This is a genomic window from Antarctobacter heliothermus (assembly GCF_002237555.1).
GTDB classification, from domain to species: Bacteria; Pseudomonadota; Alphaproteobacteria; order Rhodobacterales; family Rhodobacteraceae; genus Antarctobacter; species Antarctobacter heliothermus_B.
Genome location: NZ_CP022540.1, coordinates 1,048,416 through 1,074,506, shown reverse-complemented (window position 1 = coordinate 1,074,506; position 26,091 = coordinate 1,048,416). Strand labels below are relative to the sequence as shown.

Sequence of the window (26,091 nt, the reverse complement as noted above, 5' to 3'; positions counted from 1 at the left end):
AGGTAGAAGGCATGGCAGACCCGAAAAAGGATGATTTTCTCGACGATATCGATGCGGCCGCCGATGAGGAAATGGCTGATCTGAATGAGGAAATCGATGACGTGGCCCTGGCGATAGATGAACTGAGGGCAGAGCGGGACGACTTCAAGGACAAGTTCATGCGCGCCCTCGCGGACGCGGAGAACACCCGCAAGCGCGCCGAAAAGGATCGGCGCGAGGCGCAGGCCTATGGCGGCACCCGCATCGCACGCGATTTGTTGCCAGTTTACGACAACCTCAATCGTGCGCTAGCTGCGGCGCAAGATGATGGCGCTCAGGCCTCTGTTGCGCTGGTTGAGGGTGTTGAACTGACTCTCAAGGAACTGCTCAAGGTGTTTGAGCGTCACGGCGTGACCCGCATCACCCCCAAGGTCGGCGACCGGTTTGATCCGCAGGAACATGAGGCGATGTTTGAGGCGCCCCTGCCCGGCACGCGCGCAGGCGACATCATCCAGGTCTCTGCAGAGGGATTCCTGTTGTATGATCGGCTGCTACGTCCTGCGCAGGTCGGCGTCAGCTCGACCCCCGCGTCCTGATCGGTCACGCATCGAAACACAGTCTAGCAACGGGCGCCTTAGGCGCCCGTTTTGCATGTCCGGGCTACGTTCAATCCAGTAGATCCTTAAGATCGTAAAGCGCCTGCAAGGCGTCCCGGGGCGACAGGTTGTCGGGCAATATCTCGCGCAGCTTTTCTTCTACGGCGGATGTTTCTTGTGAAACTACCGGCTCTGGCGCGCGAGCGGCGGCAGAAAACAGTGGCAGATCGTCAATCAGCGCCTTGGGCGTTGCCCGCTCTCGTTCGCCCTTTTCCAGCGCGTCGAGGACCGCGCGGGCACGAGTGATCACCGGCGCGGGTAGCCCGGCCAATTGCGCGACCTGAACGCCGTAGGACCGATCCGCTGCACCCGCGTGAACTTCGTGCAGAAAAATCACCTCATTGTCCCATTCCTTGACGGCGACGGTGGCATTGCTGACCCCGTCCAGCTTGCCCGCCAGCGTGGTGAGCTCATGATAGTGCGTTGCAAACAGACCGCGCACGCGATTGACCGCCTGCAAATGTTCCAGCGTGGCCCAAGCGATGGACAGCCCGTCATATGTGGCCGTCCCGCGCCCGATTTCGTCCAGAATCACTAGCGCGCGGTCGTCCGCCTGATTCAGGATCGCGGCGGTTTCGACCATCTCGACCATAAACGTGGATCGTCCGCGCGCCAGATCATCGCTGGCGCCTACGCGGCTGAAAATCTGACTGACAAGGCCGACATGCGCTGTCTGCGCCGGAACATAGCTGCCCATCTGCGCAAGCAGTGCGATAAGCGCGTTCTGGCGCAGATAGGTTGATTTACCAGCCATGTTCGGGCCGGTCAGTAGTGTGACCGCCGCCGCCTGCCCCTCTGCACTCAGATCGCAGTCGTTGGCGATAAAAGGCGTGCCACTGGCCGCCAGAGCGGCCTCTACCACCGGATGCCGCCCGCCCGTGATTCCAAAGGCGCGGCTGTTGTCCACCTTGGGTCGACACCAGTCACGCTGCCGCGCCAGTTCCGCCAACGCCAGTGACAAATCAATCTCTGCCAGCCCCAGTGCCAGTTCAGACAACACGGGCGCAGCGCTCAGGACCGCCTGCCGCAGTTCCTCGTAGATCCGCCGTTCAATTTCCAGCGCTTCGTTGCCCGCGTTCAGAATTCGGCGTTCCATGTCCGACAGTTCAACGGTTGTGAACCGCACCTGATTTGCTGTGGTTTGCCGATGTATGAACCGTTCCGACAGGGCAAACATCTTTTCGGCATGCAAGGCGGTTGTCTCGATGAAGTATCCCAAGACATTGTTATGCTTGATCTTTAGCGATGAAACCCCGGTCTCTTGTGCATACTCCCCCTGCATACGGGCAATCACACCCCTGCCCTCGTCCCGCAAGGTCCGCGCCTCATCCAGGGCTGGATCATGGCCGGTGGCCACAAAACCACCGTCGCTGACCCGCAGACCGGGTTCGGCGACCAGTGCGGCGTCAAGCAGGCCCAACAGGTCTTCCTGACCCGTCAGGGCGGCAACTGAGCGGGTTATCAGATCGGGCAGCCCTTCCCCGGTTAGCCGATCCGCTATTAGCCCAGCTTGTGCCAACGCCGTCCGCACCGCCGCCAGATCGCGAGGTCCACCCCGGTCAAGGCCCAACCGGGACAGCGCGCGGTCCACATCCGGCACGGATTTCAAAGCATCGCGCAGATTGCCGGCAATCGGGCCCTCGACGCCCCAATTGACCGCCTCTAACCGCTCATTGATTACCTCTAAGTCGCGTGAAGGTGAGGCCACGCGCCGTTCCAGCAGGCGTGCACCGGCAGAAGTCACCGTCATGTCGATCACCGACAGCAAAGAGCCAGCGCGTCCTCCCTGAAGGCTTTCGGTCAGTTCCAGATTGCGCCGCGTCGCCGCGTCGATCTGCAGGATGCGCGACACTTGTTCCTGCCGCGGCGGGCGCAGGATCGGCAGCCGCCCTTTCTGGGTGATATCCAGATAATCGACCAACGCGCCCATTGCGGACAGTTCTGCGCGTTCAAACGTCCCGAAACCAGCTAGTGATTGTACCTTGAACAGTGAGGCCAGCCGGGCCTCTGCCGCACTGGAATCGAACGACGCTGCCCCCAATGTCGTCGGGTCCAAACCCAGATCCGTGAGAACCTCACGCAGGGTCTCCGCAACCCCGTCAGAGGCCAATACCTCGGACGGACCCAGCCGGGCCAGTTCCGCCCCGATCCGGGCACGGCCCAGCGGCATCACATGAAACGCTCCGGTCGAAATATCCGCCCAGGCCAGTGCCCAGTTGTCCCGGACTTGGCCAAGCGCGGCGAGGTAGTTGTGCCGACGCGCCTCCAGCAAAGATTCTTCTGTCAGGGTGCCGGGCGTGACCAGCCGAACCACATCGCGCTTCACAACCGACTTTGACCCACGCTTTTTGGCTTCCTGCGGGCTTTCCAGCTGTTCACCCACGGCAACGCGAAACCCCTTGCGGATCAGTGTCAGTAGATACCCCTCAGCCGCGTGTACCGGAACGCCGCACATCGGGATATCATCACCCGCGTGTTTCCCGCGTTTCGTCAGCGCAATGTCCAGCGCCGCACTGGCCGCGACCGCATCGTCAAAGAACATCTCATAGAAGTCGCCCATGCGGTAAAACAGCAGCGCATCGGGATAACCTTGCTTGATCTCAAGGTACTGCGCCATCATCGGCGTGACGGATGCCTCCTCCACTGTTCCCTTTCCCGGTTTGTTAGCGCTCACTTGGCTTTCCCCCAACGATTTCGCGTGACATTAAGGCTGTCAAAGAGCGGGGAAAACCGCAAATTCCGCGTGATGGAGGGGATATGACCAAAGCCAGATTCACCCGTGAAGAGGCGCTTGCCTTCCACCTCGAACCGACGCCGGGCAAATGGGAGGTGCAGGCCACCGTTCCCATGACCACCCAGCGCGACCTGTCGCTGGCCTATTCACCGGGTGTGGCGGTGCCATGTGAGGACATCGCTGCCAATCCCGAACTGGCCTACGACTATACCAACAAGGGAAATCTTGTTGCCGTAATCTCCAACGGGACCGCCGTGCTGGGGTTAGGCAATCTGGGGGCGCTGGGATCCAAACCGGTGATGGAGGGCAAATCGGTGCTCTTCAAACGCTTCGCTGACGTCAACAGCATCGACATCGAACTGGACACCGAAGATCCGGATGAATTCTGCAAGGCGGTCAGGCTGATGGGGCCGACGTTCGGCGGCATCAACCTCGAAGACATCAAGGCGCCAGAGTGTTTCATCATTGAGCAACGGCTCAAGGAAGAGATGGACATCCCGGTCTTCCACGACGACCAGCACGGCACGGCGGTGATCTGCGCTGCGGGTCTGCTGAACGCGCTGCATATCTCCGGCAAAAAGATCGAGGATGTGAGGATCGTGCTGAACGGGGCAGGGGCGGCCGGCATTGCCTGTCTCGAATTGCTTAAACGCATGGGCGCGCGGCATGAGAACTGCGTCATCTGCGATACCAAGGGTGTGATCTATCAAGGCCGCACCGAGGGCATGAATCAGTGGAAGTCTGCCCACGCCATCACAACTGAACTGCGCACCCTCGAAGAGGCGATGGTGCAGGCCGATGTGTTCCTTGGTGTTTCGGCCAAGGGCGCTGTGACGCAGGACATGGTGGCCAGCATGGCTGACAATCCGGTGATCTTTGCCATGGCGAACCCGGACCCGGAAATCACGCCGGAAGAGGCGCATGAGGTCCGCGTGGATGCCATCGTCGCCACCGGGCGCAGCGATTATCCGAACCAGGTCAACAACGTGCTGGGCTTCCCCTATCTCTTCCGGGGGGCGCTGGACATTCACGCCCGCGCCATCAACGACGAGATGAAGATCGCCTGCGCGCAGGCGCTTGCCGATCTCGCGCGTGAGGACGTGCCGGATGAGGTGGCGCTGGCCTATGGAAAATCGCTGACCTTTGGCCGTGATTACATCATTCCCACACCGTTTGATCCGCGTCTTATCCACCGTATCCCGCCCGCCGTGGCGCGTGCGGGCATGGAGACGGGAGCTGCGCGGAGGCCGATCGTCGATATCGAGGCCTATGAGCACAATCTGAAAACTCGGATGGACCCGACCGCCTCTATCCTGCGGTCGATCAACTCTCGTGCCCGTGCGGCGCAGGCCCGGATGATCTTTGCCGAAGGGGACGATCCCCGCGTTCTGCGCGCGGCAGTCATGTACCAACGCTCTGGCTTGGGCAAGGCGTTGGTCGTCGGTCGTGAACCGGATGTGAAACAAAAACTCGAAGAGGCCGGTCTGCCTGACGCCGTGCGCGAGCTGGAGGTGGTGAATGCCGCCAACACCCGCCATCTGGAGGCTTACAAAGCGTTTCTTTATGATCGTTTGCAGCGCAAGGGCATGGACCGGCAGGACATTCACCGCCTCGCGGCGCGTGACAGGCATGTCTTTGCCGCGCTGATGCTGGCGCACGGCCACGGTGACGGGCTGGTCACCGGGGCAACGCGGAAATCGGCGCATGTCATGCAATTGGTAAACCATGTCTTTGACGCGGACGCGGCGCATGGGGCGGCGGGCGTAACCGCGCTATTGCACAAGGGACGTATCGTATTGATCTCTGACACGCTGGTGCATGAATGGCCGGACGAAGAAGATCTGGCCACTATCGCCGAACGCGCCGCTGGTGTCGCACGGCACCTGGGGCTGGAACCTCGCGTGGCCTTTGTCAGCTTCTCGACTTTTGGCTATCCGATGTCAGAGCGGGCGGAAAAGATGCATGTAGCACCGCGTGTTCTGGATCGGCGTGGGGTCAATTTCGAATACGAAGGTGAGATGACGGTAGATGTTGCTTTGAACGTCAAGGCGCAGGAACACTATCCGTTCCAGCGCCTGTCGGGCCCCGCCAACATCCTGATCGTGCCTGCGCGGCATTCGGCGTCGATCTCCGTCAAACTGATGCAGGAAATGGCCGGAGCAACTGTGATCGGGCCGATCCTGGCCGGTGTCGACGAGTCGATCCAGATATGTTCAACCTCAATGACCGCCAATGACATTCTGAACATGGCGGTGCTTGCGGCGGCCAAGATCAGCTAAGGTGCGGGGCAAGCGGTCAGGGTGGAAATCGAGCAAGTGGAGAGAGAAGAACCGATATGACGATCTTCAACCTTGGCTCGATCAATGCGGATCTGTTTTATCGCGTGCCCCATCTGCCCGGACCGGGTGAAACACTGGCCGCGCGGTCTTTTCAACGTGGATTGGGGGGCAAAGGGGCAAACATGTCTGTGGCAGCAGCGCGGGCTGCGGCGCGCTGTGTGCATATCGGCGCGGTTGGGGGCGATGGCGGCTGGGCGGTGGACCGGCTCACGGAATACGGTGTGTACACACAACATATCCTCACAGTCTCCAAAGACACGGGAAACGCCCTGATCGCCATTGATGACACGGGAGAGAACAACATCATTCTCTATCCGGGGGCCAATCAGGCGATCCCGATCGACCATATCGCCGCCGCATTACAGGATGCCGAGTCGTCGGACATCTTCCTGACCCAGAACGAAACCAATGGCCAACGCGACGCCGCTGAACGCGCCTCTGCCAAGGGGATGCGCGTGGCCTATGCCGCCGCGCCCTTTGATCCACAGGCGGTGAAGGCGGTCCTGCCACTATTGGATATCTTGTTCCTGAATGAGGTTGAGGCACGGCAACTGCAAGAGGCGACCGGCACGGCATCCGAAGCCTTGCCTGTGCGCGACGTGATCGTGACGTTGGGCGGGGATGGGGCGCGTTGGCACAACACTGACACCGGGGAGACGCAGGTTTTTCCAGCGGTCAAGGTGACGCCGGTGGATACAACCGGGGCAGGGGATACCTTTACCGGCTATGTGTTGGCTGGTTTGGATCGCGGTTTGCCAATGGCGCAGGCCATCGGTCAGGCTATGATCGCCGGGGCCATCATGGTCACGCGGCAGGGGACCGCAGATGTGATCCCCGACCTGCGCGACGTTCGGGATTTTGGCGGCTAGTCGCGGTCAGTTCACAAACGGCGCGGCACTGCCCCACAACTGTTTGACGCGCTCATCACGGCCACAGCCCTTGCGATACCGTTTGTACGCATCGCTTTGCGTGATGATGCCAAAGCGAGTCACGACGCGGTCTGACCCCTTATAGTAGTCCTGATGATAGCCCTCAGCCAGATAGAACGCCTTGGCTGGCAGGATCGGCGTCACGATTCTTTTGCCCAGCGCCTTTTCGGCCTCTGCCTTGGCGGCAATGGCGGCCCCTTTCTGTCCAGCATCCGTGTAGAAGATAGCGGTGCGATAGCTTTCGCCCCGGTCACAGAACTGACCGCCCGCGTCGGTGGGATCGACAGAGCGGAGAAACAGGTCGTACAACTGACGGTCTGAGATTTTGCCCGCGTCATAGCTGATCTTGACCGCCTCATAGTGGCCGGTGCCGCCCCTAGTCACCTGTTTGTAGGTCGGGTTGGCTGTTTTGCCGCCGGTGTATCCGGATACCGCCTCTTTCACCCCGGCGACCTTTTCGAAATCGGCTTCGACGCACCAGAAACAGCCGCCCGCGACGATGATCTCGGCGGCTTCGGCGCGGTGGCTTTGGGCGGACAGGCCCAGCACCAGAAGGGCGGACAGCAGGGCAGGGCGGGCAAACGTGAAACGGGGCATGGTGATCTCCTTTCGCCTCAGCCTGCCTGTGACCGCCCTGTCTGGCAATCCGGCGCAGCCCATCTTCACCCGATGGTGAGAGTTGCGTGACAATGATGAAAAATAACTGATCCCCGCTGAAACTTTTCCGCACGCCCTTTCGTGACTGTTGTCAGCAAGCGAGGGCAAGAGGTCCTGCGCTGCCAGACCTGACTGGGAGAAAACCTATGACTTTCAAGATTGTAACAGCTGCTTTGATGACTTTCGCCGGTGCCGCTTATGCCGGGGGCCACGGCATGGCCCCCATGGTCGAGGCCATGGACCAGGCCGTCGCCGAAGGCACCGTTTCGGCAGACAAAATCGTTGCCCCGGCCAATGGCTGGTTGGTGGTCCATCGCACCGGCGAGGACATGAAACCGGGCCCGGTTGTCGGCTACGCGCCGCTGCGTAAGGGCGAAAATATGGACGTGACCGCCATCCTGACCGAAGAGGTCGCAGCGGGCGACATGTTGATGCTGATGGTGCACGGCGAGGACGGCGGCATGAAGACTGGCATCTTTGAATACACTCTTGGTGCCAAGGAAGATGGCCCAATCCGTCAGGACGGCGAATTGGTCATGACCGTGGTCACCGCCCAGTGATCCCATAGCCGGGCTGGCGCCAGTCAGTTGGCCCGGCAACCGCCGCCGAGTATGCGGCGGTAACGTACCTGCGTTTCGGGTACGGTGAACGGCCGTGCGGACCCCGGTGCTCCGGATCTGCGCGGCCGCCATTCTGTTGGGGACGGGTTTTGGCCGTCTGCGGGCTGATTGAGGCCCGGCCTACAGCAGCTGACCCAGTTTCATCGCGACGGACATGTCGCCGGATACTTTCAGTTTGCCCATCGCAAAGGCGGTCATTGGGTTCAGATTGCCCTGCACCAGTTTCGACAGGTTGTCGTGGGAAATACGGATGGTGCAGTCGGCGGGGGCAACAGAGTGTTCGACCGTTGTCCCGTCCAGACGCAGCGCGCCATCTTCGCCACAGTCAAAACGCAACGTTTTGTCCAGCGGCTTGTGCGCCAAACCCTTGCGCAGCAGGTCTGCGATTTCATCGAATGTCATGGTGTCCTCCGGTTTCGTGTCCTCTATGGCGCGAAACCGAAAGGCAGGCATAGGATGACGTTACGCGATGCCGCGTAACGTCATATCAGATCACCCCAGCCGACGCTTGCGCGCTGCCAGCAGACGCAAACGCAGCGCGTTCAGGGTGATGAACCCTTCGGCGTCTTTCTGGTCATAGGCCCCGGCGTCATCCTCAAAGGTCACATGCGCCTCTGAGTAGAGCGAGTTGTCGGACCAGCGACCGATGCAGCGCACCGACCCTTTGTACAGCTTCAGCTTGACCGTGCCGGAGACCAGTTCCTGCGACTTGTCGATGGCCGCTTGCAGCATCTCACGTTCGGGCGAATACCAGAAACCGTTGTAGATCAGTTCCGCATAGCGCGGCATCAGGCTGTCCTTGAGGTGGCCCGCGCCGCTGTCCAGCGTGATCTGTTCGATGCCACGGTGCGCCTCCAGCAGGATGGTGCCGCCGGGGGTTTCATAAATGCCGCGCGATTTCATGCCCACGAAACGGTTCTCAACAAAGTCGAGCCGCCCGATGCCGTGTTTGCGGCCATAGTCGTTCAGCGCGGTCAGGATGGTCGCCGGCGACATTGTCTCACCGTTGATCGCAACCGCGTCGCCCTTTTCAAAGGTGACTTCGATCACCTCGGGCGTGTCGGGCGCGTCCTCAGGGTTCACAGTGCGCAGGTGGACGTATTCGGGCGCTTCCTCGGCTGGATCTTCCAGCACGCGACCCTCGGACGAGGTGTGCAGCAGGTTGGCATCCACGCTGAACGGGGCCTCGCCGCGCTTGTCCTTGGCAATCGGGATCTGGTTCTTTTCGGCAAAGTCCAGAAGTGCTGTGCGCGAGTTCAGATTCCATTCCCGCCAAGGCGCGATCACCTTGATGTCGGGGTTCAGCGCGGCGGCGGATAGTTCGAACCGCACCTGATCGTTGCCCTTGCCGGTGGCCCCGTGTGCCACGGCATCGGCGCCGGTTTCTTCGGCAATCTCGACCAGACGTTTGGAAATCAAGGGGCGCGCGATGGAGGTGCCCAGCAGGTACAGCCCCTCATAGACCGCATTGGCGCGGAACATCGGAAAGACGAAATCGCGGACAAATTCCTCACGCACGTCTTCGATGTAGATGTTCGCGGGGTCGATCCCCAGCATCACGGCCTTTTCGCGGGCGGGTTCCAGTTCCTCACCCTGACCAAGGTCGGCGGTAAAGGTCACGACCTCACAGCCGTATTCCGTCTGCAACCATTTCAGGATGATCGAGGTGTCGAGGCCACCGGAATAGGCGAGCACAACTTTCTTGGGCGCGGTCATGGATCTGTCCTTTGGGGCGGTTTGGCGGGCGGATTAGCCTGTTTTCGGCGGACCTGCAAGGAAGGCCCGTTGACGCGGGGCGCGGGAGTGCTACCCCCTGACTCCAATTGATTGGCGAAAAGGTGGCCCATGCGCGGTTGGCAGGTTTTCAAACATTCCTTTTGGATTGTCATCAACAACCTAGAGGTGGCGTTTCGCATCTCTGCGGTTCTCTACGCGGTGCAGGCGCTGAATCAGGTATTGATCCTGATGGCGACGCCGACGGGGAACGTTGGTGAAACGGTTGTCAGTCCGGGCATGGCGCTGATGGTTCTGGCTACGGCCTTTCTTGCGATTGTCGCCAGCCTGTGGATCGCCGTGGCCTGGCACCGTTTTGTCCTGACGGGTGAGATCCCCGAGGGCGCATTGCCGAAGTGGCAAGGTGGTTTGGTGCTGGCCTATCTTGGGCGGTCGGTGATGATTGCCTTGCTGGTGTCCCTGGCTGTGGTGGTTGCCATGATCCCGATTGGGATCGTCATGGCTGCGGCCCCCGGCACGGGTTTGCCTCTGCTAATGGCGCTTGTCGCGCTTGCGGTCTATCTGTTCTTCCGGTTCGGGGTGCTGCTGCCCGCCGGGGCGATTGACCGAAAAATGACCCTGCGCGAAGCATGGGCCGCTACAGCCAAGGAACACGGGACAATCGTTGTCTTGTCCCTGATCGCGGTTTTCTTCAGCGTATTGGTCCAATTGCCCGCATGGCTGAATCCCGATCCGCAATCGCTGATCAACCTTGTCTACAGCGTTGTTGTTGGATGGTTTGCGACGATGATCGGTGTCTCGGCCCTGACCACACTTTACGGGATCAGCGTCGAGGGGCGCGACATCGACTGACTTGCGCGCGGCCCGGGCTTGGGCCACAGCAGGGACATGACTGATTTCAAGGATAAGGCCCGGGCCGCCGAGGCCGCGATGCGCGACGTCTTTCCACCGACGCCGCTGTTGCGCAACGCCCATCTGTCGGACCGTTTCGGTGCCGAGGTGCTGCTAAAGCGCGAAGATCTCAGCCCGGTGCGCAGTTACAAGCTGCGCGGCGCGTTCAACGCCATGCGCAAGGCACGCGGAGAGGTGTTGTTTGTCTGCGCCTCCGCCGGCAACCACGCGCAGGGCGTCGCCTACATGTGCCGTCATTTCGGTGTGCAGGGTGTGATCTTCATGCCTGTCACCACACCACAGCAAAAGATCCAGAAGACCCGGATGTTTGGCGGCGACGCGGTCGAGATCCGTCTGACCGGCGACTATTTCGACGATTGCCTGAAGGCGGCGCAGGCGTTCTGCGCGACCGAGGGCGGGCACTTTCTGTCCCCCTTCGACGATGAGGATGTGATCGAAGGGCAGGCCTCTGTTGCCGTCGAGATCGAGCAACAACTGGGCCGCGCGCCGGATCACCTTGTCATCCCTGTGGGCGGCGGCGGACTATCCGCCGGGATGCTCAGCTATTTCGGCACCGAGTCGCAGTACACTTTTGTCGAACCTTTGGGAGGCGCCTGTCTGCGCGCCGCGCTGCAGGCGGGACGCCCCGTGGCCCTGCCGTCGGTCAACACCTTCGCCGATGGCGCTGCGGTGGCCCGGATCGGTGAGCGGACTTTTGAACGACTCAAGGGCGTCGGCCTGGCCAACTCATTGACCATCCAGGAGGACCGCCTGTGCCTGACGATCCTCGAGATGCTGAATGTCGAGGGAATCGTGCTGGAACCTGCGGGCGCGCTGTCTGTCGACGCTTTGCAGGATTTGGGGCAGGGAATTGCGGGCCGCACGGTGGTGTGCATCACCTCGGGTGGGAATTTCGACTTTGAGCGTCTGCCAGAGGTCAAGGAACGCGCCCAGCGCTATTCCGGGATCAAAAAGTATTTCATCCTACGCCTGCCACAGCGCCCCGGCGCGCTGAAGGATTTCCTTGGGCTTCTCGGGCCGGACGATGACATCGCGCGCTTCGAATACCTCAAGAAATCGGCGCGCAACTTTGGCTCTGTCCTGATCGGGATAGAGACGAGCGCCCCTGAGAATTTTCAGATACTTTTCAGCAGCCTAGATGCCCACGGGTTTACCTATCAGGACATCACCGAGGACGAGATCCTCGCTCAGTTTGTGATCTGATGCTGGCGGGGCGGCGGGTTCTCTTAACCGGGGCGGCGCAGGGCATCGGCCGCGCGCTGGCCAACCGACTGGCGGCAGAGGGTGCGCGGCTGTTCTTGACGGACAGGGAAGGCCCGGCGCTGGCGCAGACGGCAAGTGCATTGGGCGCGGGCTTTGTCCCCGCCGATATGCGTGATCCCGGTCTGATTGCCGGTCTTGTGCAAAGCGCCGAGGCCGCGCTGGGCGGTATCGATATGCTGATTTCAAACGCGGGCTTCGCGCGCGGTGCCATCGACGGTCCGTGCAGTGCGCCGGATGATCTGTGGCAAGACAGTTGGGATGTGCATGTCATGGCACATCTGCGCGTCGCACGTTTGGTGCTGCCCGGGATGCGCGCGCGCGGTGAAGGCTGGCTGATCAATGTCGCCTCTGCTGCTGGATTGCTCAGCCAAATCGGCGATGCGCCCTATTCTGCCAGCAAACACGCAGCGGTCAGCCTCGCGCAATCGCTGGCCATCGAACACGGCGATGAGGGTATCCGGGTATCGGTGGTTTGTCCGTTGTATGTGGCGACCCCGTTGTTGGGATATGACGACACTCAGGCCGGGAACCGCCCGCATGACAGGGTGTTGACGGCGGATGATGTGGCCACGGCGGTGGTTGATGGCGTGCGCGCGGGTAAGTTTCTGATCCTACCGCACCCAGAGGCCGAGGTGTACGCCCAGAGGCGTGCGGCGGATATGGATCGCTGGATTGACGGCATGCGACGGCTGAGACGAGACGCCTTTGCCGAGGGGCCTCCGCGCGACCTGACAGAGTTGCATCGCCGGATTTGAGGCGCGGCGCGGTCAGGCGGCAAGCCGTTCGGGCAGGCCTTTCTGGAATTGGTCGCGCGACTCTTCAAAGATCGTGCGGACCTGCGCGGCACTGACGGCTTCCGGATTGCCTTCGGCGGCGGCTTTCTCACCTTTCAGGCATATCTGCGCCAGCAACGCAAACCCAAGGTTCAATGACGCGCCTTTGAGGAAATGCATCTGCTCTTCGGTGACAATTGGATTGCCCTCACTGGATTCCAGCAGGCAAACAGCAGACTCAACCTCAACAAGGAAAAGCTCTGCGACCTCACCAAAATCCTCTGGTCCGATTTCATCCACCAGTTCGTCCACGCGTGACCAGTCAATCATAACCTGTCTCCATCATACCGGCCCTAGTACAAGACGGACCCCACCGATGACCCGCGCCAAAGATACCCTGCGGGTAACCTGTGTATAAATCGGGGTGGTAAATAGCACCTTTCTCGATGCCCGGACCCGGCAAAAGAATGCGCAGCATTTTACCATTCAAGGGTCGTTAAGAACCTGCCCCGTATAGACAATGCGAACCAATGATATTTCGAAAAGGGTCCGCCTTGCAGACTCAGAGAAAAGGCATTCCATCCGAGGTGACAGGCGCGATCCAGCGTGTTCTGGTCGTTGATGACAGCCGTGCGCAACTCAAGATGGTGGAAACGATGGTCCGCCGCTGGGGGTATGAGGTGCTGACAGCGGAATCCGGTCAGGCCGCCTTGGATATCTGTCGGCAGCTTCCGCCGGACCTTGTGCTGTCCGACTGGATGATGCCGGGCATGACCGGGCTGGAATTTTGCCGCCATTTCCGGGAGTTGCAAAACGAGGGCTATGGGTACTTCATTCTTCTGACCTCCAAAAGCGAAAAGGGCGATATCGCTGAGGGGTTGGATGCGGGGGCTGATGACTTTCTGACCAAACCGGTCAATGCCCCGGAACTGCGGGCCCGCATTACAGCGGGTGAGCGGATCGTTTCCATGGAACGGCAATTGTCCGAGAAAAATCGCCAGGTGTCAGAGGCGTTTGAGGAACTGCGGGAAATCCATACGGCGATCGACAATGACCTGCGTCAGGCCCGCACGATCCAACAGTCTCTGGTCCCCGAACGTATGACAGAGATCCTGACCTCGCGTGTCAGCCTGTTACTGCGCCCCTGCGGTCATGTCGGCGGTGATTTAGTTGGCATGTTCAAACCGGGGTTCGGGCGGCTTGGCCTGTATAATATTGATGTGTCCGGACATGGCATTACCTCGGCCATGGTGACCGCGCGAGTCGCTGGCTATCTATCGTCCAGCTTTCCGGAACAGAACATTGCTTTGGAACGTCGGTTTGATCGGTTCTACGCCATGCGCGAACCGGCTGAAACGGCGCGGATGCTGAACCAAAGGCTGTCCGCCGACCCGGGGGTAGAAGAGTATCTGACCCTCGCCTATGTCGCGGCAGATCTGTCATCGGGGCGGATGCGGATGGTGCAGGCGGGCCATTCCCCAGCCCTGTTGTTACATCCCGACGGCAGCCACAGGTTCATTGGCGACGGTGGTCTGCCCATCGGCTTGGTGGATGAGGTTTCCTACGATCAACATGATTTCACCATGAATTCCGGTGATCTGCTGCTGTTGTATTCTGACGGTTTTACCGAAGCGGTGATGAAAAACGGCGAAATGCTGGGAGAGGACGGGTTGGTCCGCATTTTCCGCGACAGTGTACGATGTGGGGACGGACCTGACATCCTTGAGGACATGTATTGGCGTTTCACGTCGCAAATGGAAAACGCCGACAAATTGGGGGACGATGTGTCTGCGGCCCTGTTAGAGTTTGACGTTCTCAAGAATAGTCGCGGCCCAAACTGACCATCGGTTCTGCGGTCATCTGCCTGCGCTAAAGCGCTGGACAAAGGCGCGGTCGCCCGGATTGCCCAATTCGTGCATCGCGGCGCGTGGTGTGCGCCAGATCGCGCTATGTCCTGACTCTGTCGGGGGGCCATGCGGGCGCACCGGGGTGGCCATATAAATGATGCACAGCTTTTCCGCCCAGAGGTCATATTCTGGCATAAAGGTGAACCGGCGAAACGCGCCCAGCCTGCGAGGCGACGCAATACGCCAGCCGGTCTCTTCAAACACCTCGCGATAAAGGGCCTGCAAGGCGTTTTCACCGGGATCGATCCCACCGCCGGGCAGTTGAACCTCTGGCAAGGGCGCGGCCTGATGGGTCAGTAACAGGCGCCCATCGCGCGGCAAAATGGCATAGGCTCCGGGCCGCAGCTTATAGCGCTGACCTGCCTGTGGTGGCGTGCCAAACCGTCGTGTCATGTCCGGCCCCCTTTGCGTCGCCGCGCAATGTCCCTATATGGACGCGATATGCCAGCCAAAGGCAGACAAGGAAACCCCATGAGCATCGGCAATAAAATCGCCTGGGACGACACCGTCCTGCCCTTTCAGCTTGACCGTTCGGACATGCGCGGCCGCGTTGCGCGGCTTGACGGCGTATTGTCTGGCGTGCTGCAACAACACAATTACCCCGCCCCGGTTGAGGCGTTGGTGGCAGAGATGGCTCTGCTGACTGCCTTGATCGGCCAGACTGTCAAACTGCGGTGGAAACTGTCCCTGCAGGTCCAGACCAACGGTCCGGTGCGGATGATTGCCACGGACTATTACGGCCCCGAGGACGAGGGCCAGCCAGCCCGTATCCGCGCCTATGCCAGCTATGACGAGGACCGCATCACAGAAGCGCCGCCGTTCCAGCAACTGGGCGCGGGTTACTTTGCGATCATGATCGATCAGGGCGAGGGAATGCAGCCTTATCAGGGCATTACACCCATCGCAGGAAACAATCTGTCCGATTGCGCGGCGGCCTATTTCGCCCAGTCGGAACAGCTGCCCACGACTTTTGCGCTGTCCTATGGCCGCTCAACAGAACCGGGTGTGCCGGAACACTGGCGCGCGGGCGGAATCATGTTGCAGCACATGCCCAAGGCGTCTCCATTTGCCAAGGATGGCGGATCGGGTGAAGCGGGATTGCTGCAAGCCGGGGATCTGGTCGACGGCGAGACCGAGGAAAACTGGAATAGGGTGAACAGCCATCTTGCGACGCTGGAAGAGCTGGAGCTGATCGGCCCCAGCATCCCGCCGACCGATCTGTTGCTCCGTCTGTTTCATGAGGAAGAACCGCGTGTCTTTGAAATGCAGCCGGTCCGATTTGGCTGTACCTGTTCCGAGGATCGAGTGCGCCAAAGCCTGTCGATCTATTCGGCCAAAGACATCGGCCACATGACGACGGATGAGGGGCTAGTGACCGCGGATTGCCAATTCTGCGGCGCGCATTACGAGCTCGATCCGGCAACCGTGGGGTTCAGCGCCGATGGTAAGGACTGACCAGATCGCAGCCCTGCGGCGCGCGCCGCAGGCCACAGGTGCGGCGTCTTCGGACTTTGACCTGAACCCGGCGATTGTCTTGCCAGAGGGGCGCAAATTGCGGCCTGCCGGGGTGCTGGCGGCCTTCAAACCGGGGCGTGACGGGCTGGACCTGATCCTCACCAAGCGCTCCAGCCGGTTGAAACACCACCCCGGCCAGATCGCCTTTCCCGGCGGCAAGGTCGATCCGGGCGATGCAGATGAGATCGCCGCAGCCCTGCGCGAAGCGCACGAAGAGGTTGCGCTGGACCCTGCACAGGTCGAGGTGATTGGCACGCTTCCGCCGCATGAGACCGTGACCGGGTTTCTGGTCACGCCTGTCATCGGCTTGGTGCATGGGGATTTCACCCCGGTGCCAGAGCCAGGAGAGGTCGAAGAGGTGTTCATGGTGCCTTACGCCCACGTCACCGATCCGGCGCGCTATTCGGTTCAGGGGCGGCGCTGGCGCGGTCAACGGCGGTTGTATTACACCGCGCCGTTTGGCCCTTATTACATCTGGGGGGCGACGGCCCGGATGCTGCGCGCGCTGGCGGGCCGGATTCACGCATGACCCGCGTGACTGGTGATTGGTTACGGTCCTCGGCGACGCAGACCGTGATGGGTATGCTCGAAGACGCCGGTCATCTGGCCTATGCGGTGGGCGGCTGCGTGCGCAACGCCTTGTTGGGTGTGCCGGTCTCTGACGTGGACATCTCGACCGATGCCCATCCGACTCGGGTGATGGAGCTTGCCAAGGCCGCAGGGCTCAAGGTTGTTCCCACCGGAATCGACCACGGCACCGTGACCGTTGTGGCCGGGGGTGAGGGGTTTGAGGTCACGACCTTTCGCGCCGATGTGGAAACCGATGGTCGCCGCGCTGTGGTCCGCTTTGCCGACGATGTGCATGAGGACGCGGTGCGGCGCGATTTTACCATGAACGCACTGTATGCGGACCGGCGTGGCGCGCTGATTGATCCGCTGGGTGGCCTGCCTGACCTGCAGGCGCGGCATTTTCGGTTCATCCTAGATGCCGATACCCGCATCAAAGAGGACTACCTGCGCATCCTGCGCTTTTTCCGCTTTTCAGCGTGGTACGGTGACCCGGACGCAGGTATGGGCCCCGACGCGCTGGCCGCCATTGCCGCCAATATCGACGGGCTGGATCTGTTGTCGCGCGAACGGGTCGGTGTGGAACTGGTCAAGCTGTTGAAGGCGCCCGATCCGCTGATCGCGATTTCGGTGATGGAACGACTGGGCGTGTTGTCCCGTGTCTTGCCGGGGGCGGTGACAACCGCGCTGGGCCCCTATCTGATGTTTGAGACGACGCTGAACCGCGCCCCCGATCCGATGGCGCGTATGGCGGTGATGGGCTTTTTCGACGGCACGGCGTTGCGCCTGTCCAAGGCGCAACAACGCACGCTGGGGCTGTACCGTGACCTCATGGGCAGCATGGAAGGTCCGGCGGAACTGGCCTATCGGCACGGGGCAAACGTGGCACAAACCGTTGTGGCCCTGCGATCCGCCAGTTTCGGCACACCCCTGCCGCAGGAAATGGCCGCCCGGATTGCGAAGGGCGCAGAAGCCAAATTCCCTATGAAAGCCAAGGATTTGATCCCAGACTATCAGGGCGTTGATCTGGGGGATGCCCTGCGCCGGGCCGAAGACCATTGGATCGCAGAGGGGTTCGCCCCGGACAAGGCAGACCTGCGCCGATGGCTCGACGAGGGGTGACAGACAGTTTTTTCTGTCCTAGAAAGTCCCGACTCAACCTTTATCCGGGAGACATGATGGTGCGTGACAGGATTCATTTCAGCTTCGGCTGAGCCGACCTGCACGCGCGGGCAGGCTCTGGCCACCCGTTTTACCTTTTCATTGTCTATTTGCTCCAAGGAGCGCACCGGCATGTTCCGTTTCTTTGAAAATCTCGTCGATCCCTATGCGCCCTATCCGCAAAAGGACGTTCCCCCGCAGCGCCTGCTGCCGTTTCTGATGGACTATGCCCGGCCGTTCCGGGCGATCTTTGCTTGGACGGCAGCGACGTCGGTTGTTGTGGCCGCGGTCGAAATCTGGCTGCTCTGGGCCATGGGCTGGGTGGTCGACATCCTGTCTGGTGATCCGTCACAGGTCTGGCAAGACCATGGCACCGCGCTGATCGGGCTGGGCCTTTTCATCCTGCTGCTACGTCCACTGTTGCAGGCGCTGGATGTGCTGCTGCTCAACAACGGCGTCATGCCTAACTTTGGCACGCTGATCCGTTGGCGCGCGCATGCCCATGTGCTGCGCCAGTCCGTTGGCTGGTTTGAGAATGATTTTGCCGGCCGGATTGCCAACCGGATCATGCAGACGCCCCCGGCTGCGGGTGAGGCGGTGTTTCAGGTCTTTGACGCGATCACCTTTTCCCTGGCCTACTTGATCGGCGCTCTGGTCCTGCTGGGCGGGGCTGACTCGCGTCTGATGATCCCGCTGCTAGTCTGGTTGGGCCTGTATGCAATTCTGATGCGTTGGGTCGTGACCCGCGTCGGTCCCGCGTCCAAGGCGGCGTCGGACGCGCGCAGCAAGGTCACGGGTCGCGTGGTGGACAGTTATACCAACATCCACTCGGTCAAGATGTTCGCCCATCACTCGCGCGAACTGGACTACGCCAAAGAGGCGATAGAGGACACGCGCCAGACCTTTCAGATCGAAATGCGGCTATATACCATCATGGACGTTGTGCTGGTTCTGCTGAACGGCTTGCTGATCGTCGGTGTTGTCGGTTGGGCCATTGCGCTGTGGATGCAGGGCGCGGCCTCGACCGGGGCGGTGGCGGCGGCAACGGCGCTGACCCTGCGGCTGAACGCGATGACCGGCTGGATCATGTGGGCGCTGACGACGTTTTTCCGCCAGCTTGGCGTTGTGGCTGAGGGGATGGAAACGATTGCCCAGCCGATCACCCTGCTGGACGCACCGAACGCGAAACCGTTGGCGATGCAGGCCGGAGAGATCCGCGTTGAGGATCTGACGCACCATTACGGGCGCGGCTCTGGCGGGCTTGATAACGTCTCCCTGACCATCGCTCCGGGCGAAAAAATCGGCCTTGTGGGTCGCTCCGGGGCGGGCAAGTCGACCTTGGTCAAACTGCTGTTGCGGTTCTACGACGTGGAACAGGGGCGCATCCTGATCGACGGTCAGGACATCGCCAAGGTCACGCAGGACAGTTTGCGGTTGAACATCGGTATGGTGCAGCAGGATTCGGCGCTGTTGCACCGCTCGGTGCGGGACAACATCCTGTATGGTCGTCCCGATGCGACAGAGGCAGAGATGATCGAGGCCGCCAAACAGGCGCAGGCGCATGAGTTTATCCTGACCCTCGCGGACCCCGAGGGGCGCTCCGGCTATGATGCTCAGGTCGGCGAACGCGGCGTGAAGCTGTCTGGGGGTCAACGTCAGCGAGTGACTTTGGCACGTGTGATCCTCAAAAACGCGCCGATCCTGCTGCTGGATGAGGCGACAAGCGCGCTGGACTCAGAGGTAGAGGCCGCGATTCAGGACACGCTTTACGGGATGATGCAGGGCAAAAGCGTGATCGCCATTGCGCACCGTTTGTCCACCATCGCGCAAATGGACCGCATTCTGGTCATGGATGAGGGCCGGATCGTGGAACAAGGCGGCCATGACGCGCTCTTGGCGCAGGGCGGCCTATATGCCAGTTTCTGGGCGCGCCAATCTGGCGGTTTTCTTGACCCTGACACGCAGGCGGCGGAATGATGCGAAACCTGTACCAAAACCTGGTCCACCGGGCGGGCAACCTGATTGATCCCGAACGCCATGCGGACGGCATGCCGCCGGATCGGCTGTGGCCGTTTATCCTGTGGGCTTTGCAGGGCGGTTGGCTGATCATCGGGCTGGGGGTGGCGATCTCTGTCGCCGCCGGCGCGACAGAGGTGCTGTCGATGTACCTGCTGGGTCGGGTTGTCGATGCCGTGGGTGGGCCGGTCGAACAAGGTTTTCTGACGGATCACGGCGGGCTTGTTTTGCTGGCCGTCGCGCTGCTGTTGGTCGCCCGTCCGCTGCTGTTTGGCGGCTTGGCCCTGACGCAAGCGGTGATGATCGGGCCGAACATCTTCAAGCTGGTTCTGGCACGGCTGTATCGCTGGACCATCGGTCAGTCGGTGACGTTCTTTGATGACGACTATGCGGGCCGCATTGCACAGAAAAAGGTGCAGGCCGCGCGCTCTCTGACTGAAATCGTGATCGAGACGGTGAATGCCGTCACCTTTGGTTTGGCCACGATAATCGGCACCGCCGTGATGCTGGGGGCGATTCATCCGCTGATGCTGGTGCTATTGGCGGGGTGGTTCGCACTGTACCTTGGGTTCTTGCGGCTGATGCTGCCGCAGATCCGCGCGCGCTCTGCCGCGCGGGCAGAGGCGCAGGCCATGGTCACCGGGCAGGTTGTCGACACGATTTCCAACATCAAGACCGTCAAACTGTTCGCCGGGGACAGCCATGAGGACCGGCGCGCGCTGGGCGCGATGGAATCCCTGCGCGACAAGGCGCTGCGTTTTGGTGAGGCGACCACCGCCTTTCGGCTTGGGTTGATCTTTATCGCCGGGCTGCTGCCGGTGATCATGGTGGGCACCGCCATCGCCATGCGCAGTGTGGGCGTGTCCCCGGGTGACATCGCCGCCGTGGGCGCGGTCACGATCCGGTTGGCGCAGATGACCGGCTGGATCAGCTTTACCCTCATGGTGATCTATGGCCACGTTGGTGAGGTCGAGGACGGCATGTCCACCCTCAGTGTGCCTCATGCCCTGACCGATCGGTCGGGCGCTGCGGAGCTGACGGTGCCCGATGGTGAGATTGTCTTTGACGCGGTCGAGTTTGCCTATGGCGGGCTCACCGGCGGCGTGACGGATCTATCGCTGACGGTGAAACCGGGCGAAAAGCTGGCCATTGTTGGTGCATCCGGTGCGGGGAAATCGACGCTCGTGTCGCTGTTGTTGCGCCTATACGACACCGAAAGTGGGCAGGTGCGCATCGACGGCACCGATGTGTCGTCCGTCACGCAGGCCAGTTTGCGCACCGCCATCGGCATGGTCACGCAGGAAACTGCGATGTTCAACCGCTCGGCGTTGGACAACATCCGCTACGGCAAACCCGACGCCACAGAGGAAGAGGTGATCGAGGCCGCCAAGCGCGCTGAGGCGCATGAGTTCATTTTAGAACTTGAGGATTTTCGCGGGCGCAGCGGCTATGCCGCCTATCTAGGCGAACGCGGCGTGAAACTGTCCGGCGGGCAACGCCAGCGTATCGCGCTGGCCCGTGCAATCCTCAAGGACGCGCCTATATTGGTGCTGGATGAGGCGACAAGCGCGCTGGATTCAGAGGTAGAGGCCAACATTCAGGACGCCCTGTCCCGCGTGATGGAGGGCAAGACAGTTCTGGCCATCGCGCACCGTCTGTCGACCATTTCCAGCATGGACCGGATCATCGTACTGGATCAGGGGCGCATCGCCGAACAGGGTACACATGACGACCTGCTGGCCTTCGGCGGGCTTTATGCACGTTTTTGGGGTCGTCAGTCAGGTGGCTTCCTTGGTGACGACGCAGTAGAAGCAGCGGAATGATCCGACACCTTCTCCCACAAATTGATCCGTTCCAGCCCGCCGATGGTGCGCCGCCCGAAACTCTATGGGCCTTTACGCGCTGGGCGCTGAAGGGGGCGGAACGCCCGATCCTGCTGGCCGTTCTCATCACCGCGCTGACAGGCGTGTCCGAACTGGTCGCCGCACGGTTCACCGGCTGGGTGATCGACGGGGCCGAAGTGACAGGGCAGGGGGCCTTTTGGGGGCCGTATTGGGGCCTGATCGTCTTTGGATTGCTGTTCTTTCTGCTGATCCGCCCGATCCTGTTTGTCTTTGACGCGGGTGTGTCCGGCGTCATGCTCGGGCCAAACCTGTTCCCGATGGTCCTGCAACGGCTGAACCGCCATGTCATGGGTCATTCCATGCGGTTCTTTGAGAACGACTTTGCCGGGCGACTCAGCCAAAAGGCGCTGCAAGTTGCGCGGTCCCTGACCGATCTGGTGCTGGAGACGACCGATGTGGTGGTCTACGCGCTGGCGATGTTCACCGGGGCCTTTTTACTGCTCGCGGCGATTGACGCGCGCTTGCTGGGCGTTTTTGTCGTCTGGGCCGTGCTCTATGCGCTGGCCCTGCGCTACTTTATCCCCCGTGTGCAAAACTTGTCCCGTGATCGCGCCGGGGCGCGCACCGTTGTGACAGGGCAGATCGTCGACACGTTTTCCAACATCGCCACCGTCAAGCTGTTCGCCCGGGATGAGGACGAAGACGCCGCCACCCGCGCCGCGCTTGAATCCTACCGGGCAAAGGCGCTGGATTTCGGCGACCTGTCGGCAATCTTTCGCATGGTTCTGATGACACTGGGGGGCATCCTGCCCGTCGTGTCGATCCTTGGCGCGCTGTATCTGTTCAGTCGCGGCACGGCCAGCGCAGGGGACATCGCTGTAACGGCCATGATCACCACCCGCCTGTCGATGGTGACCAACCGGCTGGGCCGCACCGCCATGTCGATCTTTACCAACATTGGAGAGATGGAAGATGGCATTGGTACGCTGACCCCGGCACATGAAATCATCGACCGCCCGGATGCCTTGGGGCAGGCGCAGGCCGGTGAGATCCGCTTTGACAAGGTCGGCTTTGCCTACGGCGGTGAATCGCGCGCCTTGTCGGGGTTTGATCTGACGATAGCGCCGGGTGAAAAGGTCGCCTTGGTTGGTGCCTCGGGGGCGGGGAAATCCACTGCCGTCTCGCTGCTGCTGCGTCTTTATGATGTCGAGGTGGGGCGCATTTTGATGGGCGGCACCGACATCCGCGATCTGACCCAACACGCCCTGCGCCGCCAGATTGCCGTGGTCCGGCAGGAAACCGCGATGTTCAACCGCTCGGCGCTTGAGAACATCCGCTATGGCCGCCCCGGTGCTAGCGATGCAGAGGTGTTTGAGGCGGCGAACCGCGCCTCGGCGCATGAGTTCATCCTTGGGCTGAAGGACCACAGGGGCAACACTGGCTATGCCGCGCGGTTGGGTGAACGGGGTGTGAAGCTGTCCGGCGGTCAACGTCAGCGCATCGCTCTGGCCCGCGCGATCCTGCGGGATGCGCCGGTTCTGGTGCTGGATGAGGCGACAAGCGCGCTGGATTCCGAGGTTGAGGCAGAGATTCAGGAAGCGCTGGAACAGGTCATGATGGGCAAGACCGTGCTGGCAATTGCGCACCGCCTGTCCACCATCGCCCAGATGGACCGGATTGTGGTCATGGATCAGGGTCGGATCGTCGAACAAGGTTCGCATGAGGCGTTGTTGGCGCAGGACGGTCTTTACGCCCGCTATTGGGAGCGTCAGTCGGGCGGATTCATCGGCTCTGAGGCGGCGGAATAGCCCGAGGCGCTGGTGCCTGTCGCAGGTGGCGGATATTGGGTATTTTTACAGAGAAGAAACGGCAGGGGAGCGCGCATGTCCGACGGCACGCATCAGGTGACGATCGAACGGCTGGGCCACCGGGGCGATGGTATCGCGCCGGGGCCGATTTTTGTGCCCGGCGTTTTGCCGGGTGAGGTGGTCGAAGGTGAGGTGACAGGGGACGCGATGTCCGCGCCGCGTATTGTCACGCCCTCTGCCGACCGGGTGTCGCCCCCTTGTCGTCATGCGAAATCCTGCGGCGGGTGCCAGTTGCAGCACGCCTCGGACGGGTTTGTCACCGGCTGGAAAGAAGAGGTGGTGCGCCGCGCGCTGGAGGCGCAGGGCCTTTCCGCGCCGATGCGGCCCACGTTTACCTCTCCGACGCAGTCGCGCCGCCGCGCCAGTTTCTCCGCGCGCCGGACCAAAAAGGGCGCACTGGTTGGGTTTCACCAGAAAGCCTCGGATGTGATCGTTGCCGTTCCTGGCTGTCAGTTGGTCACGCCTGCCTTGGCCGCGGCGCTGCCCTTGATCGAACGGCTGGCGGTGGCCGGGGCGTCGCGCAAGGGAGAACTGTCGGTTCTGGTGACGGAAAGCCTGTCGGGATTGGATATCGTTGTCACCGGGGGTAAGCCGATTGACGACGCATTGCGGTCCGAACTGGCCGCGATTGCGCAAGCCGAAGGGTTGGCGCGGTTGGCATGGGATGACGACGTTCTGACCTTTTTGCCGCCGCATCAGCGGTTTGGCGCGGCTCTGGTGGTGCCGCCGCCGGGGGCATTTCTGCAGGCGACGGAAACCGGGCAGGCGGCGTTGTTGTCTGCCGTGCAGGAGGCATTGACCGGGGCCACATATATTGCCGATCTGTTTGCCGGCTGCGGCACCTTTGCCCTGCCACTGGCCGAAATGGCGCGCGTGCACGCGGTGGAGGGAGATAAGGCCATGACCCTCGCGCTGGATCAAGGGTGGCGGCAGGCGCAGGGCATGCGTCATGTCACCCATGCCGTGCGTGACTTGTTCCGCAATCCCTTGTTGCCGGATGAGTTGACCCGCTTTGACGGGGTGGTGATCGATCCGCCGCGCGCCGGGGCAGAGGCTCAGGTGGCCGAACTGGCCCGCGCCCGCGTCCCGCGTATTGCGCATGTGTCCTGCAACCCGGTGAGTTTTGCCCGTGACTGTGTGCGGTTGCAGGCGGCGGGCTATCGCCTTGACTGGGTGCAGGTGGTTGACCAGTTCCGCTGGTCCACCCATGTGGAACTTGTCGCCTCATTGCAGCTGGAGAAGTGAGCCTATGAATTTCCGCGCCCGCGTCGGGGCTATTGTCGACGCGCCCCGTGTTCAGAACGCCATCATTGCCGTCATCATATTGAACGCCGTTGTTTTGGGGATGGAAACATCCGAGTCGCTGATGAGCCGCTTTGGCAACGTCATCACCCTGCTGGACAAGCTGTGCCTTGGCATCTTTATCGTCGAGATTGCCGCCAAGCTGGTGGCGCGCGGGATGCGCTTTTTCCGCAGCGGGTGGAGCGTGTTCGACTTTGTGATCGTCGGCATTGCGCTGGTCCCCGGCGCGGGCGGCCTGTCCGTGTTGCGATCGCTGCGTATATTGCGAGTGTTGCGGGTGATCTCTGTCGCTCCCCGGTTGCGTCGCGTGGTCGAGGGCTTCATCACCGCGCTGCCCGGCATGGGCAGCGTGTTCCTGCTGATGGCGATCATCTTTTACATCGGCAGCGTCATGGCGACCAAGCTGTTCGGCGACAGCTTTCCCGACTGGTTCGGCAACCTTGGGATGTCGGCCTATTCACTGTTCCAGATCATGACGCTGGAATCCTGGTCGATGGGAATCGTGCGCCCGGTGATGGAGGTTTATCCTTATGCTTGGGTGTTTTTCGTGCCTTTCATCATGGTCACGACATTTGCGGTGGTGAACCTGCTGGTGGGTCTGATCGTGAACTCGATGCAGGACGCCCACCAGCAAGAGGATAATGAACGCACCGACCTGTACCGGGATGAGGTTCTGGCCCGGCTGGAGGCGATTGAACGGCGTCTGGGCGAACAGGCGCGCGATGTCGAAAACGTGAGCTACGCAAACCGCCCCGAATAAGGTAGAATCCCGAAAAACGTATGGGGCAGTATAATGACGATTCTCAGGGTTCTTCTGTTGGCAACGCTTGGCCTATCCGCAGCGGCCTGCGGCAAGTTTCCCACCTATCATGGACCGGAAGTGACACATGTCGTTGTCGACAAGGGTGAACGCCGAATGCACCTGCTGAGCAGCAAGGGTGTTTTGAAAAGCTATGACGTGGGGCTTGGTTTTGCGCCCGAGGGCGACAAGAAGATCGAGGGTGACGGCAAGACACCCGAAGGCACCTACATCATCGACCGGCGCAATCCGAACAGCCAGTTCTATCTGTCGATCGGTGTGTCCTATCCCAACAACGAAGATCGGGCAGAGGCGCGCGAGCTGGGCAAAAGTCCGGGTGGCGACATTTTCATTCACGGACGGCCGCGTGAGTATCGCAAGGGCGGGCGCGACTGGACGGCGGGCTGTATCGCTGTGACCGACCGTGAGATGCGCCAAGTCTATTCGATGGTGAAAAACGGGACACCGATCACGATTCAGCCGTAGCGGATGATTGGCGGGCGGCGGGGTAAGCCC

At 61.3% G+C, this 26,091-nt stretch carries 23 protein-coding genes; 17 read left to right on the top strand and 6 right to left on the bottom strand.

Translation table 11 applies throughout. The features are described from left to right. The first annotated feature begins 11 nt into the window (after positions 1 to 11). Positions 12 to 575, top strand: coding sequence for a nucleotide exchange factor GrpE (locus ANTHELSMS3_RS05100; RefSeq protein ID WP_094033933.1), 564 nt, complete (start codon positions 12 to 14; stop codon positions 573 to 575). Between the two features lie 70 nt (positions 576 to 645). Here the strand turns inward: ANTHELSMS3_RS05100 and mutS are convergent, their stop codons facing one another. Beyond that, entirely contained in the window at positions 646 to 3,255 is a 2,610-nt protein-coding gene (gene mutS / locus ANTHELSMS3_RS05095; protein WP_094033932.1) for a DNA mismatch repair protein MutS, read from the bottom strand. 137 nt (positions 3,256 to 3,392) lie between these two features. On the opposite strand from mutS, the gene ANTHELSMS3_RS05090 reads away from it, so the two are divergent. After that, positions 3,393 to 5,648: an NADP-dependent malic enzyme gene (locus ANTHELSMS3_RS05090; RefSeq protein WP_094033931.1), complete on the top strand. Its 2,256-nt coding sequence runs from the start codon at positions 3,393 to 3,395 to the stop codon at positions 5,646 to 5,648. A gap of 56 nt (positions 5,649 to 5,704) precedes the next feature. Next, complete coding sequence (locus tag ANTHELSMS3_RS05085) at positions 5,705 to 6,577, top strand: ribokinase (protein WP_094033930.1); 873 nt, start codon at positions 5,705 to 5,707, stop codon at positions 6,575 to 6,577. Between the two features lie 6 nt (positions 6,578 to 6,583). On the opposite strand, the gene msrA is transcribed toward ANTHELSMS3_RS05085, so the two are convergent. Continuing rightward, positions 6,584 to 7,234 carry a peptide-methionine (S)-S-oxide reductase MsrA gene (gene msrA, locus ANTHELSMS3_RS05080; RefSeq protein WP_094036942.1) on the bottom strand — a complete coding sequence of 217 codons (651 nt, stop codon included), beginning with the start codon at positions 7,232 to 7,234 and terminating at the stop codon, positions 6,584 to 6,586. Between the two features lie 206 nt (positions 7,235 to 7,440). On the opposite strand from msrA, the gene ANTHELSMS3_RS05075 reads away from it, so the two are divergent. Next, the gene (locus tag ANTHELSMS3_RS05075) at positions 7,441 to 7,854 is read left to right on the top strand and encodes a DUF7282 domain-containing protein (protein WP_094033929.1); all 414 of its coding nucleotides are present in this window, start codon (positions 7,441 to 7,443) and stop codon (positions 7,852 to 7,854) included. A gap of 180 nt (positions 7,855 to 8,034) precedes the next feature. Here the strand turns inward: ANTHELSMS3_RS05075 and ANTHELSMS3_RS05070 are convergent, their stop codons facing one another. Further along, positions 8,035 to 8,316 carry an SCP2 sterol-binding domain-containing protein gene (locus tag ANTHELSMS3_RS05070; protein ID WP_094036941.1) on the bottom strand — a complete coding sequence of 94 codons (282 nt, stop codon included), beginning with the start codon at positions 8,314 to 8,316 and terminating at the stop codon, positions 8,035 to 8,037. Positions 8,317 to 8,406: 90 nt separating this feature from the next. Next, on the bottom strand, positions 8,407 to 9,630 hold the full coding sequence (locus ANTHELSMS3_RS05065) for an argininosuccinate synthase (RefSeq protein ID WP_094033928.1): 1,224 nt from the start codon (positions 9,628 to 9,630) through the stop codon (positions 8,407 to 8,409). Positions 9,631 to 9,759: 129 nt separating this feature from the next. On the opposite strand from ANTHELSMS3_RS05065, the gene ANTHELSMS3_RS05060 reads away from it, so the two are divergent. The 3 genes from ANTHELSMS3_RS05060 to ANTHELSMS3_RS05050 are packed head-to-tail and all read left to right on the top strand — an operon-like array spanning position 9,760 to position 12,578. Continuing rightward, entirely contained in the window at positions 9,760 to 10,500 is a 741-nt protein-coding gene (locus ANTHELSMS3_RS05060; RefSeq protein ID WP_094033927.1) for a hypothetical protein, read from the top strand. Positions 10,501 to 10,536: 36 nt separating this feature from the next. After that, positions 10,537 to 11,763 carry a threonine ammonia-lyase IlvA gene (ilvA, locus tag ANTHELSMS3_RS05055; protein WP_094033926.1) on the top strand — a complete coding sequence of 409 codons (1,227 nt, stop codon included), beginning with the start codon at positions 10,537 to 10,539 and terminating at the stop codon, positions 11,761 to 11,763. Beyond that, entirely contained in the window at positions 11,763 to 12,578 is an 816-nt protein-coding gene (locus ANTHELSMS3_RS05050) for an SDR family NAD(P)-dependent oxidoreductase (protein ID WP_198319882.1), read from the top strand. Before ilvA ends, ANTHELSMS3_RS05050 begins: the two co-directional genes overlap by 1 nt. Positions 12,579 to 12,590: 12 nt before the next feature. Here the strand turns inward: ANTHELSMS3_RS05050 and ANTHELSMS3_RS05045 are convergent, their stop codons facing one another. After that, a complete protein-coding gene (locus ANTHELSMS3_RS05045; RefSeq protein ID WP_094033924.1) occupies positions 12,591 to 12,926 on the bottom strand; it encodes a histidine kinase in 336 nt (111 codons plus the stop codon). A gap of 314 nt (positions 12,927 to 13,240) precedes the next feature. On the opposite strand from ANTHELSMS3_RS05045, the gene ANTHELSMS3_RS05040 reads away from it, so the two are divergent. Next, positions 13,241 to 14,437, top strand: a complete 1,197-nt coding sequence (locus ANTHELSMS3_RS05040) for a PP2C family protein-serine/threonine phosphatase (RefSeq protein ID WP_254694911.1) — start codon at positions 13,241 to 13,243, stop codon at positions 14,435 to 14,437. Between the two features lie 15 nt (positions 14,438 to 14,452). Here the strand turns inward: ANTHELSMS3_RS05040 and ANTHELSMS3_RS05035 are convergent, their stop codons facing one another. After that, on the bottom strand, positions 14,453 to 14,896 hold the full coding sequence (locus tag ANTHELSMS3_RS05035; protein ID WP_094033922.1) for an NUDIX domain-containing protein: 444 nt from the start codon (positions 14,894 to 14,896) through the stop codon (positions 14,453 to 14,455). 78 nt (positions 14,897 to 14,974) lie between these two features. Here ANTHELSMS3_RS05035 and ANTHELSMS3_RS05030 point away from each other — a divergent pair, with 78 nt between their 5' ends. The 9 genes from ANTHELSMS3_RS05030 to ANTHELSMS3_RS04990 all read left to right on the top strand — a co-directional run bounded on the left by ANTHELSMS3_RS05030 (position 14,975) and on the right by ANTHELSMS3_RS04990 (position 26,061). Further along, a complete protein-coding gene (locus tag ANTHELSMS3_RS05030; RefSeq protein WP_094033921.1) occupies positions 14,975 to 15,958 on the top strand; it encodes an Hsp33 family molecular chaperone HslO in 984 nt (327 codons plus the stop codon). After that, positions 15,945 to 16,547 carry a CoA pyrophosphatase gene (locus ANTHELSMS3_RS05025; RefSeq protein WP_094033920.1) on the top strand — a complete coding sequence of 201 codons (603 nt, stop codon included), beginning with the start codon at positions 15,945 to 15,947 and terminating at the stop codon, positions 16,545 to 16,547. Before ANTHELSMS3_RS05030 ends, ANTHELSMS3_RS05025 begins: the two co-directional genes overlap by 14 nt. After that, positions 16,544 to 17,707, top strand: coding sequence for a CCA tRNA nucleotidyltransferase (locus tag ANTHELSMS3_RS05020; protein WP_094033919.1), 1,164 nt, complete (start codon positions 16,544 to 16,546; stop codon positions 17,705 to 17,707). The genes ANTHELSMS3_RS05025 and ANTHELSMS3_RS05020 overlap by 4 nt, the downstream gene beginning before the upstream one ends. Before the next feature lie 171 nt (positions 17,708 to 17,878). Next, positions 17,879 to 19,723, top strand: a complete 1,845-nt coding sequence (locus ANTHELSMS3_RS05015) for an ABC transporter ATP-binding protein (RefSeq protein ID WP_094033918.1) — start codon at positions 17,879 to 17,881, stop codon at positions 19,721 to 19,723. Further along, positions 19,720 to 21,585, top strand: coding sequence for an ABC transporter ATP-binding protein (locus ANTHELSMS3_RS05010; RefSeq protein WP_439098667.1), 1,866 nt, complete (start codon positions 19,720 to 19,722; stop codon positions 21,583 to 21,585). The genes ANTHELSMS3_RS05015 and ANTHELSMS3_RS05010 overlap by 4 nt, the downstream gene beginning before the upstream one ends. Next, the gene (locus ANTHELSMS3_RS05005; RefSeq protein WP_094033917.1) at positions 21,582 to 23,414 is read left to right on the top strand and encodes an ABC transporter ATP-binding protein; all 1,833 of its coding nucleotides are present in this window, start codon (positions 21,582 to 21,584) and stop codon (positions 23,412 to 23,414) included. The genes ANTHELSMS3_RS05010 and ANTHELSMS3_RS05005 overlap by 4 nt, the downstream gene beginning before the upstream one ends. Before the next feature lie 75 nt (positions 23,415 to 23,489). Next, on the top strand, positions 23,490 to 24,719 hold the full coding sequence (locus tag ANTHELSMS3_RS05000; protein ID WP_094033916.1) for a class I SAM-dependent RNA methyltransferase: 1,230 nt from the start codon (positions 23,490 to 23,492) through the stop codon (positions 24,717 to 24,719). A gap of 4 nt (positions 24,720 to 24,723) precedes the next feature. Further along, positions 24,724 to 25,536 (top strand): ion transporter, encoded by an 813-nt coding sequence (locus ANTHELSMS3_RS04995; RefSeq protein ID WP_094033915.1) that lies wholly within the window; start codon positions 24,724 to 24,726, stop codon positions 25,534 to 25,536. A 33-nt stretch (positions 25,537 to 25,569) separates the two neighbouring features. Beyond that, positions 25,570 to 26,061, top strand: a complete 492-nt coding sequence (locus ANTHELSMS3_RS04990) for a L,D-transpeptidase family protein (protein WP_094033914.1) — start codon at positions 25,570 to 25,572, stop codon at positions 26,059 to 26,061. Positions 26,062 to 26,091 lie beyond the last annotated feature (30 nt).